The sequence below is a fragment of the Streptomyces sp. LARHCF249 genome, from assembly GCF_052871255.1.
Window position 1 is genome coordinate 208,924 of record NZ_JBIXJQ010000008.1, and the last position, 15,284, is coordinate 224,207.

A 15,284-nucleotide genomic window follows, 5' to 3' on the forward strand; every position below is an offset into this window, starting at 1 on the left:
GCCGGAACGATCCGTCGACGGGCGCGGGAGGGGAAGGCGGACGTTTCCCGGGGTTTCCCCGGCATTCGTCCGGGAGCCTCGGGGGCGGAACCGGGAGGTCCTAGTGGATGATCCCGGTCCGCAGGGCGACGGCGACCATCCCGGCCCGGTCGCCGGTGCCCAGCTTGCGGGCGATCCGGGCGAGGTGGGACTTGACGGTCAGGGCGGACAGGCCCATCGAGACGCCGATGGCCTTGTTGGACTGGCCCTCCGCGACGAGGCGCAGGACCTCGACCTCGCGGCCGGAGAGCTCCCGGTAGCCGCCCGGGTGGCTCGGGGCACCCGGGGGGCGGCGGTGCATACGGGCGGCGGCAGCGCCGATGGGGGCGGCGCCGGGCCGGCTGGGGAGCCCGATGTTGGTCCGCGTGCCGGTGACGACGTAGCCCTTCACTCCGCCCGCGAGGGCGTTGCGTACGGCGCCGATGTCGTCGGCGGCGGACAGGGCCAGGCCGTTGGGCCAGCCCGCGGCGCGGGTCTCGGAGAGCAGGGTGAGACCGGAACCGTCGGGCAGGTGTACGTCGGCCACGCAGATGTCGCGCGGGCTGCCGACGCGGGGGCGGGCCTCCGCGATGGACGACGCCTCGATCACGTCACGTACTCCGAGGGCCCACAGATGGCGGGTCACGGTGGAACGGACGCGCGGGTCGGCCACGACGACCATGGCCGTCGGCTTGTTCGGGCGGTAGGCGACCAGGCTTGCGGGCTGCTCGAGAAGAACGGACACCTAGGCCTCCTGGGGGAGTGGCGGGACGGCCGGCTCGGGGAAGGAAGCCGGTGCGAACCGTGCGGATGGTCACTGACTCCTTCGGCACGTCACCCGCCCGGCTTTAGGGAATGATCACGATTTGGTGAGTAACAATTCGGGCAATTCGGACGCACGATCGATCATAGGGTGATCAGAAGCCCGCAACGGATGCCGCGTTCCCGACACTCCGCCGCCGGCGTCGACCGGGTGTTCCCCCGCTCTTCGCGCGTCCGTACGGCCCCGCGGCTACGGGTGGTGCGGACCCCGCCGCTGTGGCAGGGAGACCACGCCCGTGACGCTGTCGGTCGGCCCCACCGGCGGCAGCCCCGCGATCTGGCACAGCAGCTCGCACCACGCCGACAGGTGCGCCGAGGTGTCCGGCACGCCGCCCACGCCCTCACGGGGCGTCCACGAGGCTCTGATCTCGATCTGCGTCGCCGGGCGCCGCTCGGCGAGCCCGCCGAAGTAGTGCGAGCTCGCCATGGTCACGGTCCCGCTCGCCTCCCCGTACCCCAGCCCGCGCGCCTCCAGCGCCCCCGTCAGCCAGGACCAGCACACCTCGGGGAGGAGCGGATCCGCGGCCATCTCCGGCTCGAGTTCCGCCCGTACGAGCGTCACCAGCCGGAAGGTCCCGTGCCAGGCCTCGTGCCCGGCCGGATCGTGGAGCAGGATGAGCCGGCCGTCGGCCAGGTCGTCCTCGCCGTCGACGACGGCCGCCTCCAGGGCGTAGGCGTACGGCGCCAGTCTCTGGGGCGGTTTGGTCGGGTCGATCTCGATCCCCGGACGCAGCCGCGCTTTCTTCAAGCCGTCGACCGCCCGGCGGAACGGGAGCGGGACGGAGCTCTCCTCCGCGCTGTCCATACCGTCAGCGCCATCTGAAAATCGTCCCTGAGCCGCAGCCATGCGGGGAAGACTAGGCGGAACGGGCGCCCGTACGGCGCAGGGACACCCGCGCCGGGCCGGGCAACTCTTCATACGTGCGAAGATTTGGGTCGTGAGCGCCAACGACCTTCCCCCCGCGCACGGCTCCGCCGGCGCCGGGGAGACCCCCTTCACGGGCCAGCCGAGTCAGACGTACGATTCCGCCTTCCTGAAGGCGTGCCGGCGGGAGCCGGTGCCGCACACCCCGGTGTGGTTCATGCGGCAGGCCGGGCGCTCGCTCCCCGAGTACCGCAAGGTGCGCGAGGGGACCCAGATGCTGGAGTCGTGCATGCGGCCCGACCTGGTCACCGAGATCACGCTGCAGCCGGTGCGCCGCCACAAGGTGGACGCGGCGATCTTCTTCTCCGACATCGTGGTCCCGCTCAAGGCCATCGGCGTCGACCTGGACATCAAGCCGGGCATCGGCCCCGTCGTGGCCCAGCCGATCCGCCGCCGCGAGGACCTCGCACAACTGCGCGACCTCACCCCGGAGGACGTCTCGTACGTCACCGAGGCGATCGGCATGCTCACGGGTGAACTGGGCTCCACGCCGTTGATCGGATTCGCGGGTGCGCCTTTCACCCTCGCGAGCTACCTCGTCGAGGGCGGCCCCTCGAAGAACCACGAACACACCAAGGCCCTGATGTACGGGGACCCGGAGCTGTGGGCGGACCTGCTGGACCGCCTCGCGGAGATCACCTCCGCCTTCCTGAAGGTCCAGATCGAGGCCGGCGTCTCCGCGGTCCAGCTCTTCGACTCCTGGGTCGGCGCGCTCGCACCGGCGGACTACCGCCGCTCGGTGATGCCTGCGTCGACCAAGGTCTTCGAGTCGGTGGCCTCGTACGGGATCCCCCGCATCCACTTCGGTGTGGGCACGGGCGAACTCCTCGGCCTGATGGGCGAGGCCGGCGCGGACGTCGTGGGCGTCGACTGGCGGATCCCGATGGACGAGGCCGTCCGCCGGGTCGGCCCCGGCAAGGCGCTCCAGGGCAACCTGGACCCGGCGGTGCTGTTCTCCACCCCCGAGGCCGTCGAGGCCAAGACGGACGAGGTCCTGGCCGCCGCGGCCGGCCTGGAGGGCCACGTCTTCAACCTGGGCCACGGCGTCCTCCCGACGACGGACCCGGACGCCCTGACCCGCCTGGTGGACTACGTCCACACCAAGACGGCCCGCTGACCCGGAAACCCGAGTCGGCCAAGATCGAAACGTCGGCACCGTGCCCTGCATGACAGGGCACGGGCCGACGTTTCGCATCTCCGACGGACAGACCCCCGACGGGGCCTGGTGCCTCGGGCCGCCGACCGCCAGCGCGACGGGCCCAACCTGTCGGACGCCGGTGCGGCGGGCGGGCCGTCACACGCCGGCCGAGCGCACCGCGGAGACCGCCTTGCGGGCGGCCACCAGGATGGGGTCCCAGACCGGGGAGAACGGGGGCGCGTAGCCCAGGTCCAGGGAGACGACCTGTTCCACCGTCATGCCCGCCGTCAGCGCGACCGCCGCGATGTCCACCCGCTTCGCGGAGCCCGCGCCGCCCACGATCTGGACCCCCAGCAGGCGGCCCGTGCGGCGCTCCGCCAGCATCTTGACCGTCATATCCGCCGCGCCCGGGTAGTAGCCCGCGGTGGTGGTGGAGGTGATGGTGGCCGTCACGAACCGCAGGCCCGCCTCCAGCGCGTCCCGCTCGCGCAGGCCCGTACGGGCGATCTCCAGCTCGCAGACCTTGCTGACCGCCGTGCCGACGACCCCGGGGAACGTCGCGTAGCCGCCGCCCACGCCCGAGCCGATGACCTGGCCGTGCTTGTTGGCGTGCGTGCCCAGCGGGATGTGCCGGGTGCGGCCCGCGACCAGGTCAAGGACCTCCACGCAGTCGCCGCCCGACCAGATGTTCTCGTGGCCCCGGACCCGCATCGAGAGGTCGGTGAGGATGCCGCCCGAGGAGCCGAGGGGAAGGCCGGCGGCCCGGGCCAGAGCCGTACGGGGCTCCACGCCGATGCCGAGCACGACCACGTCCGCCGGGTACTCCTCGCCCGCCGCCGTGGCCACCGCGCGGGCCCGGCCCTCCTCGTCGGTGAGGATCTTCGTCACCTCGGCGCGGGAGACCGTACGGATCCCCATGCCGTTCATCGCGCTGTGCACCAGGCCGCCCATGTCCGGGTCCAGGGTGGACATCGGCTGCTCGCCCCGGTGCAGGACGGTGACGTCGTAGCCCCGCCCGAGCAGGGCCTCCGCCATCTCCACACCGATGTAGCCCGCGCCGACGACGACCGCCCGGCCGCCCTCCGTGCGCGCGAGGCCGTCCTGGAGCTGCAAGGTCGTCATCAGGCGCTGGCCGTCGTCCAGGGTCTGGATGCCGTGGACCCCGTGCGCGCCGATGCCGGGGAGCCTGGGGCGGACCGGGCGGGCGCCCGTGGCCAGGACGAGCTTGTCGTAGCCCGTCCAGGATTCGGATCCGCTGTCCAGATCGCGGGCGCGCACCCGCGATCCGGCCAGGTCGAGCTCCACGACCTCCGTCCGGGTGCGCAGGTCGATGTCCCGGGCCCGGTGCTCCTGCGGGGTGCGCGCGATCAGGTCGTCGCGCTCCGGGACCTGGCCGCCGACCCAGTACGGGATCCCGCACGCGGAGTACGAGGTGAAGTGCCCGCGCTCGAAGGCGACGATCTCCAGCTCCGCCGGGCCCTTGAGCCGCCGGGCCTGTGACGCGGCGGACATGCCCGCCGCGTCACCCCCGACCACCACCAGTCGTTCTTTTGCCGCCGCCATCGTCCGCACCGCCCCTTCGCCGCCGCTCACCGGATGGTGAACACGCTACGGGCGAACGCGCGTTCAGTCGTGTACGTCCGCCTCGGCGGGGGTGTCCGCGGGCGCCGGCCGGGCCGCCGGCACCGCGACCGGCTTCGGGGCCGGGCCCGGCTTCGGGGCCGGGCCCGTCTTCGGCTTGGCCGGCCGGAACCTCCGGTACAGCCGGTGCCCCAGCGCCGCCAGCGCGGCCGCCAGCGCGAACGGCAGCAGCGCGCCGACCGCCACCGTCAGGTAGCGCACGATCTTCGTGAAGACCTCCCAGCCGCCGCGCAGTGCGCCCAGGAAGGTCGGGTCCTTCTCCTTCTTCTTCTCCTGCGCCGCCGGCTTCGCGAGCGGCTCGGAGACCTCCAGCGTGATCGTGCCCAGCGAGGTCCGGTCCTTCAGGGCCGTCTGCTGCGCCAGCAGCGACTCCAGGTCGGACTGGCGGCGGCTCAGCTCGCTCTCGAGCATCACCACCTCGCTCAGCGCCGAGGCCTTGCCCATCATCTCGCGCACCCGGGCCACACTGGCCTGCTGCGACGCCACCCGGCTGCCGATGTCGGCGACCTTCTCGGTGACGTCCTGCGCGTCGACCTTGCGGTGCAGGAGCTTGCCGCTGCCCTCCATGGCGCCGAGCACCGCGTCGTAGCGCTCGCCCGGCACCCGCAGGGTGAGCGTGGAGGTCATCCGGCCGTCCCCGCCGCGTTTGGTGGACTCGCTGCCCACGTAGCCGCCGGCCCCGTCGGCCGCGGTGCGGGCCGCCGCGAGGGTCTTCTGGACGTCCTCCGTCTCGATGCCGAGCGTCGCCGTGCGGATGACGTTCGGGCGGACGGCGACCGGCTGCTGCCCGTTCTTGGCGGCGGAGTCGGCGCCAGACGACGCCGGGGCGGGGGCCGCCGCCGCTCCCTGGGCACCCTCCGGGGCCTTGTTGTCCTGGGCGGGCGCGACCGCCGCCTTGTCGTTCGCGCTGTCCAGGCTCCCGCCGGAAGCGCCGCAGCCGGTGAGCGCGAGCGCCCCGGTCAGGGAGAGGGCGGCCGCCAGGGCCGCCGCAGAGCGATGCATCGTGTCAAACCCCCGAGTTTCGGCTGGTGTTGCCGGTTCGACGTACAGGGTCCCGTCGCGGGTTTCACTTCGGCGGTCCCGGCCCGATCCCGATGCGGTCACGGTCCGGCCTCGGCGCGCGGCCGGTGATCGGTCTGAGACGATGTGTCCATGCACGAAGCGGACATGCGTACGGATCGCCCCGGCCGGACCCGGCACGTCGTCGTCATCGGCGGCGGCATCGCGGGCCTCGCGGCGGCCCACAAGCTGCTCGCCGAGGGCGTCCGCGTCACGCTGCTGGAGGCCGGGCCGCGGCTCGGCGGCAAGCTGCGGGCCGGCGAGCTCGCCGGCGCCCCCGTCGACCTCGGCGCCGAATCCGTGCTCGCCCGCCGCCCCGAAGCCGTGGACCTGGCCAAGGCCGTGGGCCTCGGCGCGGCCCTCCAGGCGCCCGCCACCGCCACCGCCCACCTGTGGACCCGGGGCGCGCTGAGGCCGATGCCGCGCGGGCACGTCATGGGCGTCCCCGGCGACCTCGGGCCGCTCGCCGCCTCCGGGGTGCTCTCCCCCGAGGGCCTCGCCCGCATCGAGGCCGAGCACGCGCTGCCGCCCGCCGAGATCGGCGAGGACGTCGCCGTCGGCGCGTACGTCGCCGCCCGGCTGGGCCCCGAGGTCGTCGACCGGCTCGTGGAACCGCTGCTCGGCGGCGTGTACGCGGGCAACGCCTACCGCATCTCCATGCGGGCCGCCGTGCCCCAGCTCTTCGAGGCCGCCCGTACGCACACCCTGCTGGGCGACGGGGTACGGGAACTGCAGCGCCGGGCGCAGGCACAGCCCCAGCCGGCCGGCCCGGTCTTCGCCGGCATCGAGGGCGGCATCGGACGGCTCCCGGTCGCGGTGGCCGGGGCCTGCCGCTCGGCCGGGGCGCGGATCGCCACCGGAACCCCGGTCCGCGAGGTCGTCCGTACCCCCGAGGGCTGGCGGGTCGTGGCCGACGCGGAGGTCATCGAGGCCGACGGCGTGATCCTGGCGACCCCCGCCGGACCCGCCGCCCGGCTGCTCGACGGGCTCGCACCGGCCGCCGCGGCCGAGCTGCGCCGGGTCGAGTACGCCTCCATGGCCCTGATCACCATGGCCTTCCGCCGCTCCGACCTGCCGGCTGCCATCGCCGCCGGCGGCGCGAGCGGGTTCCTCGTACCGCCCGTCGACGGGCGGACCATCAAGGCCTCCACCTTCTCCAGCAACAAGTGGGCCTGGGCCGGGGCCGACCCGGAGCTGTTCCTGCTGCGCACCTCCGTCGGCCGGCACGGCGACGAGAAGGACCTGGGGCGCGACGACGCGGAACTGGTCGAGGTCTCGCTCGCCGACCTCGGCGAGGCCGTGGGCCTCGCGGCCCGGCCGGTGGCCTCCACCGTCACCCGCTGGGACGGCGGGCTGCCCCAGTACCCGGTCGGCCACCTCGGCCGGGTGGCCCGGATCCGCACGGCCGTCGCCGCCCTGCCGGGCCTCGCGGTGTGCGGCGCGCTCTACGACGGCGTGGGCATCCCGGCGTGCATCGCCGCAGCCGGCAAGGCCGTGGACGCGGTGCTCGCCGCCCTCGGCCCGGGATCGGCACCCCTGGCGCAGACCACTGATCAGCACACGGGACAATAGGCACATGACTGCACCAGAGAAGATTCCCAACGCGGGGAAGAAGGCGAAGGACCTCAACGAGGTCATCCGCTACACCCTGTGGTCCGTCTTCAAGCTGAAGGACGTCCTCCCGGAGGACCGCGCCGGCTACGCCGACGAGGTCCAGGAGCTGTTCGACCAGCTGGCCGCCAAGGACATCACCGTCCGCGGCACCTATGACGTCTCCGGCCTGCGCGCCGACGCGGACATCATGATCTGGTGGCACGCGGAGACCGCGGACGAGCTGCAGACCGCGTACAACCTGTTCCGCCGCACCAAGCTGGGCCGCGCCCTGGAGCCGGTCTGGTCGAACATGGCCCTGCACCGCCCGGCCGAGTTCAACAAGTCGCACATCCCGGCCTTCCTGGCCGACGAGGTCGCCCGCGACTACGTCAGCGTCTACCCCTTCGTGCGCAGCTACGACTGGTACCTGCTGCCCGACGAGGACCGCCGCCGCATGCTCGCCGACCACGGCAAGATGGCCCGCGGCTACCCGGACGTGCGCGCCAACACCGTCGCCTCCTTCTCCCTGGGCGACTACGAGTGGCTGCTGGCCTTCGAGGCCGACGAGCTGTACCGCATCGTCGACCTCATGCGTCACCTGCGTGCCTCCGAGGCCCGTATGCACGTCCGTGAAGAGGTGCCCTTCTACACCGGACGCCGCAAGTCCGTCGCCGATCTGGTGGCCGGGCTCGCCTGATACCTCCCCTGGGGGGAAGGGCCGGAGGACTGCTCGTGACACAAGAGCGGCCTCCGGCGGATCGGGAGGCCCTGCCCCCGAAACGACGCAGCCGGAGATCCCGCCCGGAAGTTCAGACGACTGGCGGCAGCACTGCCCCGAGGGCACGTGCTGCCCGGTCGTCCAGCGACACCGGTGCGGGCTCCGGATGCGGCGCACACGTGACACGCCACCCCGAGGTGTCACCTGTCAGCAGATACCGCTCCACGTGACGGTCCACGCAGTCATTGCGTCCGCCGAAGACTCCGTGGCTGCCGGCCCCCTTCTCCGTGACCAGCGCGGCCTCGGCGCCGAGCCGCCGCTGAAGCTCCAGCGCACCCGGGTACGGGGTCGCCCCGTCCCGTTCCGCCGCGACGATCAGCGTGCGGGGCAGCCGGGGCAGCCCGGCCGGCGGGGCGCCCACCGCCACCGGCCGCTGCCGGGCCCGCACCGGCCAGGAGGCGCAGGGCAGGTTCAGGAAGGCGTTGGACCAGGTCTCGAAGGGGGCCGTGCGGGCCAGTTCGGTGTGGTCGCGGTCCCAGGTCTCCCAGTCGCCCGGCCACGGGGCGTCGTTGCACAGCACCGCCGTGTAGACGGCCGTCGTGTTCTCCGCCTCGGCGGCCGCGGCCGGATCCGGGGCCGCCTGGCCGGCCAGCGGCTCGGGATCGCCGCGCAGGAAGGCTGCCAGGGCCGCCGCGCGGTCCGGCCAGACCTCGTCGCGGTAGGCGGTCTCGAGGTACGCCGCGTGGAGCTCGCCCGTGCCGATGTTGCCGCCCGCCGGGGCACGGGCCACCGCCTTCCGGACCCGTTCGTAGCTCGTCTGCACCGCCGCCGGGGTACTGCCGAGCCCGTACGCGGCGTGGTGGCGGGCGACCCAGGCGCGGAAGTCGTACCAGCGGCGCTCGAACGCGGGCGCCTGCTCGAGGTTGTTGCGGTACCAGACGCGGGCCGGGTCGGGGTTGACCGGTGAGTCGAGCACCATGCGGCGGACGTGGGCGGGGTACCGGGTGGCGTAGACCGCGCCCAGGTAGGTGCCGTACGAGGCGCCCGCGAACGTCAGCTTCTCCTCGCCGAGCGCGGCGCGCAGCACGTGCAGGTCGCGCACGTTGTTCAGCGTCGTGTAGTGCGGCAGGGCGGCGCCGGCCCGCTCGGCGCAGCCGCGGGCGTAGGCCCGGGCGTCGGCGCGGCGCCGCTGCTTGTCCGCGGGGGAGGGGTGGACCGGGACCCGGGTGGGGCCCGCGGCGCGGGCGGCCGGGTCCTGGCAGGACAGCGGGGCGGAGCGGCCGACGCCGCGCGGCGCGTAGCCGACGAAGTCGTAGGCGGCCGCGATCCGCTGCCACGCGGGGAGCGGCGCGAGCAGCGGGAAGTACATGCCGGAGGCGCCGGGGCCGCCGGGGTTGTGGACGAGTGCGCCCTGCCGGGCGGCGCCGCCGGCGCGGCTCGCCGGGACCCGGCTGACGGTGAGGGAGATCTGCGGGCCGTCGGGGCGGGCGTAGTCGAGCGGGACGCGCAGGGTCGCGCAGCGCACGGGCCCGGGCAGTGCCTCGACGGCGGGGCACGTCCGGAAGTCCAGGCCGGAGGCGGCGGCGCGGCGGGCGGCGAGGGCCGCGCCGGCCGACTCGGCGTCGGGGGCGGGGGCCGCTGCCGCCGGGGCGGCGGAGGCGGTGGCCAGCAGGGTGAGGGCCGCCGCAGCGGCTGCGTGGCGTACGGGTGTCGTCCGCACGGCGGCCCCTTCTCCCCGGCTACCTCCCCCGGACTCCGTCCGGGGGTCCCCAGCAGATGGTCCGATGAGATGACCAGGGCCTCGCGCGGAAGTAAAGGACCACCGGGCGGTGTCGGCCTCCATGCCCCCGTTGCCGTGGGATCCGTCCCCCGTTCAGCTCGTCGTCGAGGGTGCTGCCAATGTGGCGGCTCGTCAGGAGCTGCTGCTGGAACAGCTGGAACCGGACGAACTGCTGCAACTCGAACCGGAGGAACTGCTGCAGCCGGAACCGCCGGAACTCCCGCCGGAACAGCTGGAACTGCCGCTTCCACAGCCGCCGCCGGAACCCCCTCCGCACGAGGACCCCGAACTGCCCCCGTCGGTCCCCGCGCACCACAGCACCGGCAGGAGCTCGGCGGAGGACCCGGACGAGGAGTCGTAGCGGCGCGCGGGACGGGACCCCGACTGGGCCGCGGCCAGCCGGGTGCCGCGTGCGGCGGGCACCAGCTGCCCGCGCAGGAACGGGTCCCGCAGACCGCGCAGTCCGAACAGCGCCGTCTGCACGTGCGGGGTCCGGTCGTTCACGTAGTGGGAGCGGATCTCGCGCAGCGCCCGCCGCCCCGACGGGGTGATCCGCCGCTTGGCCGCCGCGGCGCAGAGCGCACCCACGAGGATCCCGCCGAGCAGCACGGGAAGCACCTTGGCGATGAACGGCACCTGGCCGTCCGGATCCATGACGAACGCGACGAAGGTCAGCGGCAGCGAGATCGGCACCAGGAATCCGCACACCGCGGCCTGGGTCAGGCCCCAGCGCCGCCAGGTCCGCCCCCAGCCCGGCGGCGAGAGCAGCCCGCGGGCCGCCAGGCCGTCCCCGGTCTCCTGGACGGCCGGGTCGAGCATGGCCGCGTACCGCACCTGGTAGAGCCATCCCGAGGGCGCACCGCGGTGGGCCTGGAGGACGGCGCGCTCGGCGGGGTCGCCCGCCCGCGCCCCGGGGTGTACGTGGACGATGCCCGGGCCCCCCACCACCAGCCGGCCGTCCCCCAGCATCGAGACGAGGGCCGTGTCCACGACGGCGCCGGGCCCGCCCGCCATGAACGCGGCCTCGGACAGGTCGTGGAGGACCGGCGCCGGACCGGCCGACCGCGGCCGGGACCGGTACAGGCCGAGGACCAGCAGGCCGCTGGAGGTGACGACGGCGATCCAGATCGCCCATGCGAGCAGGTTCACGCCGCCCTCCCCACGAGCGCCCGGGCCCAGCGCACCACCCGGCCGGGCGGCCGTGCCCCGGCCCGGTCCCGCCACCACACGGTGAGCCGGCGCCGGGCGGCCGGGTCGGCCGGCAGGTCCTGGATCAGCAGGTGCTCCGCGAAGTCCAGGGCGTCCCGGCGGTATCCGGCCGTCATCGGGCGGCCCTTGGCGTAGGCGAGGAAGGCCGTGCGGTACGCCTCCTCGCCGCCCAGGACGTCCGGCAGCTCGGGAGCCAGCCGGGCCACCACCTCGGCCCGCTTGGCGGCCAGCGCCCGGGACTGCACCCGGATCCGCTGCCGGTCGAAGCCCTCGGGCACCGGAGTCCCGGCCACCAGGGCCGACAGCAGCGCGGCCTGCCCGAGCCCCACCCGGGTGCGCGTCGCCTCGTCCGGCGGCGCGTGCCGGGTGTCCCGACCCCCGGCCGCGGGCCGGGGGACCTCCGGGACGGCCGGCCCGGCCGTCACCACCGCGCGGATCGCGGCCAGCTCGGCCGCCAGCTCCGGCTCCGGCGGGAAGTCGTCGTCCCGTTCCAGCAGGACGCCCGGCGGGTCCACCCGGTCGCGGAGTCCGGCCAGCAGCTCGAGCACCACCGGCGGCACCGGGTGCGCGTGGGTGTCGTGCCAGACGCCGCCCCGCTCGACGCCGCCCGCCACGTGCACGTACGCCAGCGCCTCCAGCGGGATCGCGTCCAGCACGGCGGCCGGGTCCTCGCCCCGGTTGACCCGGTTGGTGTGCAGGTTGGCCACGTCGATGAGCAGCCGTACGCCGGTCCGCTCGACCAGCTCCGTCAGGAACTGCCCCTCCGTCAGCTCCTCGCCCGGCCAGGAGAACAGCGCGGCGATGTTCTCCAGTGCCAGCGGCACGGGCAGCGCGTCCTGCGCGGCGCGCACGTTCTCGCACAGCACGTCCAGGGCGTCGCGCGTGCGCGGCACCGGCAGCAGGTGGCCGGCCTCGAGCGCGGGCGAGGAGCTGCGGACGAAGGCGATGTGCTCGGTGACCAGCGGCGCCCCCAGCGCCACCGCCCGCTCCCCGAGCGCCGCCAGCTTCGCCGGGTCGGGGCGGTCGGCGCCGCCGAGGCCCAGCGAGACCCCGTGCGGGACCAGGCGGACGCCGCGCTCGCGCAGCCTCAGCAGCGGTTCGGGCAGGTGGCCCGGGCAGATGTTCTCGGCCACCACCTCGACCCAGTCCAGGCCGGGCAGCCGCTCGACCGCGTCCGCGATCTCAGGCCGCCAGCCGATGCCCACCCCCAGGTGTGCCATGGGCTTCATGTCCCTCGCCCCCCTTTCAGCGCGGTTCATCGCACCGTGTGCCGATGTGATGGCCCCGGTGGAGTCCGGCCAACCGCGAAGGGGGGACGTTCAGAGCAACATTTGAGGTTCCGCCGGAGAACTCGGCCCGGACCCTGCCCCGCAGTTCGCCCGGACCGGGAGGTGCCGTCAGAGCCGCGCGCGCAGCGCCGGGTGGTCGGCGACCACCGTCGCGCTGCCGGGTGCGATCTCCGTGAAGCCGGCGTCGCGGACCACCGGCAGCCCGCTGCCGCTCAGCTCCGCCCACCGCTCGCGCGGTGCCGTCCGTACGGCCAGCCGGAAACCGCAGGCCTGCCACACGCCCCGCTCCGCGTCCGTCAGTTCCCACCACGCCAGCTGCGCCGCGTGCCCGGCCTGGGCCATCGCCTTGCCGGCCGACATGTCGAGGGCGGGGTTGAGCCACAGCACGGGCAGACCCGGCTCGGTGACCGCGCCGACCGGCTCCGGGTCGTCCAGGTCGGTGCCCGACACCTGGAGCTTGGCCAGCTCCTTGGGCCAGCCGTCCAGGGGCACCGGCGGGAAGACCCGCACCTCGGAGGCGTCACCGTGCACCGTGACGCCCGGCAGGGTGCCGGCCTTGCGCCACTCCGCCCCGCGCGCCCGCCGGACCACCTTGCGGATCCGCGCGTCCTGCCAGTCCCGCACCGCCTCGGCCCACTCGCCCCCGCCCCGCGAGCGCTCGTCGGTCAGCAGGACCAGCACGGCGCGGGCCGCCGTCTCCAGCGCGTCCGTCCGGGCGGGCGGCTCGGTCTTCTCGATCCGCACCACCAGCGGCAGGACGAACTGCGGGGCCTCGTCGCGCAGCGCGTGCTCCTGCCGGAAGGGGCTGTCCGCGCCGACCGCGGGTACGTCTGTGGTGTCGTTCGTGTGCTGGCTGCTCATCCCGCCAAGGATGCCAGCCTCACCCTTCAGGATGATGCCGCGGGGGTCCGGGCCGGGCGAGGATCGAAGCCATGAAGAGTGACCTTTTCGCGTCCGAGAACCTGGTCCAGGCGGCCGTCGCGCCCGGCATGACCCTGCAGAACCCCAAGTCCGTGAAGTACGCAGTCAACGGCGAGATGCTGGCCCGCCAGGGCTCGATGGTCGCCTACCGCGGCAACCTCCAGTTCGAGCGCAAGGCGCAGGGCATCGGCGGCATGCTCAAGCGCGCCGTCACGGGCGAGGGCCTGGCGCTGATGTCCGTACGGGGCCAAGGGGAGGCCTGGTTCGCCCACCAGGCGGGCAACTGCTTCATCATCGAGTTCGAGCCCGGCGACGCGCTGACCCTCAACGGGCGCAACGTGCTGTGCTTCGATCCGACCCTGTCCTACGAGATCAAGATGCTCAAGGGCGCCGGAATGACCGGCGGCGGACTCTTCAACAGCCTCTTCACCGGCACCGGCAAGCTCGCCGTGGTCTGCGACGGCAACCCGATCATCATCCCGGTCACCGCCCAGGCGCCGGTCTACGTGGACACCGACGCGGTCGTGGGCTGGAGCGCCCAGCTCGAGACCGGCCTGCACCGCTCCCAGTCGGTCGGCTCGATGATCCGCGGCGGCTCCGGCGAGGCCGTCCAGCTGATGCTGCGCGGCGAGGGCTTCGTCATCGTCCGCCCGAGCGAGCTCACCGAGCCGGCGGCGGCCCACTGAACCTGACCGGCGTGGGCCGGCGCTACGGTCCGCGCCGGCCCTGGGTCCTGCGCGGGGTCACCCTGGAACTGCCGCCCGGCGCACTCGTCCGGATCGAGGGCGGCAACGGCGGCGGCAAGTCCACGCTGCTGCGGCTCGTCGCAGGGATCGACACCCCGACCGAGGGCCGCGTCGGCGGCCGCCCGCGCCGCACCGCCTACGTGCCGGAGCGCTTCCCGGCGGCGCTGCCGCTCGACGCCGCGGCGTACCTGACCCACCTGGGCCGGATACAGGGGCTGCGGCGCGCCGAGGCGGCCCGCCGGGCGGCCGTGTGGCTGGAGCGGTTCGGCGCCGCCGCGTACGCGCGCACCCCGCTCGCCGAACTGTCCAAGGGCAGCAGCCAGAAGGTGGCCGTGGCCCAGGCCCTCCTCGCCGAGCCGGGTCTGCTGGTCCTCGACGAAGCCTGGACCGGGCTGGATTCCGCCGCCCGCGCCGAGCTGGACCTCGCCGTGGCCGAACGCACCGCCGCCGGAGCCGTCGTGGTGTTCGTCGACCACGATCCGCGAAGGCTCGCCGCCGCGACCGACGCCCGCTACCGGGTCGAGGGGGCCGCCGTGCTGCCGGTGTCCGCGACGGACGCTCCCCGGGTACGGATCCACGCGTCCGGCCCGCCCGGCAGCACACCGCCCCCCGGCCTGGCCGCTGCGCCCGCCCCCGACGGCGGCATCCTGCTGACCGTGGACGGGGCGCGCTCCGACGAAGTCCTGCGCGACCTGCTCACCGCCCGGCCGCCCTGGCACGTCCGCGCCGTGGAGGAACTGCCGTGACCGCACTGCTCCGCTACCAGAGCGCCCTGCTGCTTCGCTCCCAGCGCTGGCTCGCACCCCTGCTCGGCTACGCCGCCTTCGTGGCCATCGGGATCCGCCCCGGCGACCCGGTGCTGGACTCCTTCGGCTACGCGGCCGCCGGCCTGGTCCCGGTGGCCGCCTGGCTGGTGCGGATCTGCGTGACCGGCGAGCCCGACGCCGCCCGCGACTGCACGGCCGCCGCCTCCGGTCCCGTACGGGTGCACGCGGCGGCCCTGCTCACCGCGCTGGCCGGGACGCTCCTGCCCGGGGCGGCGGCCGCCGCGGCCGCGCTGGTCCTCGGCGACCCGGCCGGACTCGACCCGGCCGGACTCGACCCGGCCGGACTCGACCCGGCCGGGGCGGCCCTGGCCGGGGCGCTGGCGGTGGCGGTGTGCGCGCTGACCGGCGCGGCCGTGGGCGCGCTGTGCAGCAGGCCGCTGGTGCGGCGCCGCGGGTACGCCGTGGCGGCGGGCGGCCTCGGTTCCCTGCTGGCCCTGGTCCTCCCGGGCTCCCCGGCCCGCGGCGTGCTGTCCGCCCTGGTCACCGGGGCGCGCTCGGGCGCCGTACCGCTGCCGCTGAACGCCCTGGCGGGGGCGCTGCTGCTGGCGGGCGGCGCGGGCGCGGCGGCGTGCCTGGTCGCCGCGCGGCGAGGCTGACC

14 protein-coding genes are annotated in these 15,284 nt (G+C 74.7%); 6 read left to right on the forward strand and 8 right to left on the reverse strand.

Features of this window, described 5'->3' with window-relative positions; genetic code table 11:
• Window positions 1-100: 100 nt before the first annotated feature.
• A complete protein-coding gene (locus tag ACIPUC_RS24250) occupies window positions 101-763 on the reverse strand; it encodes a helix-turn-helix transcriptional regulator (protein ID WP_069922445.1) in 663 nt (220 codons plus the stop codon).
• Between the two features lie 267 nt (window positions 764-1,030).
• The gene (locus ACIPUC_RS24255; RefSeq protein ID WP_446592088.1) at window positions 1,031-1,687 is read right to left on the reverse strand and encodes a DUF3000 domain-containing protein; all 657 of its coding nucleotides are present in this window, start codon (window positions 1,685-1,687) and stop codon (window positions 1,031-1,033) included.
• A 187-nt stretch (window positions 1,688-1,874) separates the two neighbouring features.
• Here ACIPUC_RS24255 and hemE point away from each other — a divergent pair, with 187 nt between their 5' ends.
• Window positions 1,875-2,882, forward strand: a complete 1,008-nt coding sequence (gene hemE / locus ACIPUC_RS24260; protein ID WP_446592274.1) for a uroporphyrinogen decarboxylase — start codon at window positions 1,875-1,877, stop codon at window positions 2,880-2,882.
• A 177-nt stretch (window positions 2,883-3,059) separates the two neighbouring features.
• Here hemE and ACIPUC_RS24265 read toward each other — a convergent pair whose 3' ends face one another.
• On the reverse strand, window positions 3,060-4,466 hold the full coding sequence (locus ACIPUC_RS24265; protein WP_446592089.1) for an FAD-dependent oxidoreductase: 1,407 nt from the start codon (window positions 4,464-4,466) through the stop codon (window positions 3,060-3,062).
• Between the two features lie 63 nt (window positions 4,467-4,529).
• Window positions 4,530-5,546, reverse strand: a complete 1,017-nt coding sequence (locus ACIPUC_RS24270) for a DUF4349 domain-containing protein (RefSeq protein WP_446592091.1) — start codon at window positions 5,544-5,546, stop codon at window positions 4,530-4,532.
• A 150-nt stretch (window positions 5,547-5,696) separates the two neighbouring features.
• Between ACIPUC_RS24270 and hemG the strand changes: the two genes are divergently transcribed.
• Together hemG and hemQ are read left to right on the forward strand one after the other, a co-directional pair.
• Entirely contained in the window at window positions 5,697-7,175 is a 1,479-nt protein-coding gene (gene hemG / locus ACIPUC_RS24275) for a protoporphyrinogen oxidase (protein WP_446592092.1), read from the forward strand.
• Window positions 7,176-7,179: 4 nt separating this feature from the next.
• Window positions 7,180-7,893 (forward strand): hydrogen peroxide-dependent heme synthase, encoded by a 714-nt coding sequence (hemQ, locus tag ACIPUC_RS24280; RefSeq protein WP_446592094.1) that lies wholly within the window; start codon window positions 7,180-7,182, stop codon window positions 7,891-7,893.
• Window positions 7,894-8,005: 112 nt separating this feature from the next.
• Here hemQ and ACIPUC_RS24285 read toward each other — a convergent pair whose 3' ends face one another.
• From ACIPUC_RS24285 to ACIPUC_RS24300, 4 genes are all read right to left on the reverse strand, one after another.
• Window positions 8,006-9,634, reverse strand: coding sequence for an alpha/beta hydrolase (locus ACIPUC_RS24285; protein ID WP_446592095.1), 1,629 nt, complete (start codon window positions 9,632-9,634; stop codon window positions 8,006-8,008).
• Between the two features lie 192 nt (window positions 9,635-9,826).
• Window positions 9,827-10,843: a TIGR04222 domain-containing membrane protein gene (locus tag ACIPUC_RS24290; RefSeq protein ID WP_446592096.1), complete on the reverse strand. Its 1,017-nt coding sequence runs from the start codon at window positions 10,841-10,843 to the stop codon at window positions 9,827-9,829.
• Window positions 10,840-12,123 (reverse strand): DUF692 domain-containing protein, encoded by a 1,284-nt coding sequence (locus ACIPUC_RS24295; protein ID WP_446592275.1) that lies wholly within the window; start codon window positions 12,121-12,123, stop codon window positions 10,840-10,842. Before ACIPUC_RS24295 ends, ACIPUC_RS24290 begins: the two co-directional genes overlap by 4 nt.
• Window positions 12,124-12,300: 177 nt before the next feature.
• Window positions 12,301-13,053 carry an aminoacyl-tRNA hydrolase gene (locus ACIPUC_RS24300; protein ID WP_446592097.1) on the reverse strand — a complete coding sequence of 251 codons (753 nt, stop codon included), beginning with the start codon at window positions 13,051-13,053 and terminating at the stop codon, window positions 12,301-12,303.
• A 71-nt stretch (window positions 13,054-13,124) separates the two neighbouring features.
• Between ACIPUC_RS24300 and ACIPUC_RS24305 the strand changes: the two genes are divergently transcribed.
• The 3 genes from ACIPUC_RS24305 to ACIPUC_RS24315 are packed head-to-tail and all read left to right on the forward strand — an operon-like array spanning window position 13,125 to window position 15,282.
• Window positions 13,125-13,799 (forward strand): AIM24 family protein, encoded by a 675-nt coding sequence (locus ACIPUC_RS24305; protein ID WP_446592098.1) that lies wholly within the window; start codon window positions 13,125-13,127, stop codon window positions 13,797-13,799.
• Window positions 13,796-14,605: an ABC transporter ATP-binding protein gene (locus ACIPUC_RS24310; protein ID WP_446592276.1), complete on the forward strand. Its 810-nt coding sequence runs from the start codon at window positions 13,796-13,798 to the stop codon at window positions 14,603-14,605. The genes ACIPUC_RS24305 and ACIPUC_RS24310 overlap by 4 nt, the downstream gene beginning before the upstream one ends.
• The gene (locus ACIPUC_RS24315; protein WP_446592100.1) at window positions 14,602-15,282 is read left to right on the forward strand and encodes an ABC transporter; all 681 of its coding nucleotides are present in this window, start codon (window positions 14,602-14,604) and stop codon (window positions 15,280-15,282) included. The genes ACIPUC_RS24310 and ACIPUC_RS24315 overlap by 4 nt, the downstream gene beginning before the upstream one ends.
• Window positions 15,283-15,284: the final 2 nt, after the last annotated feature.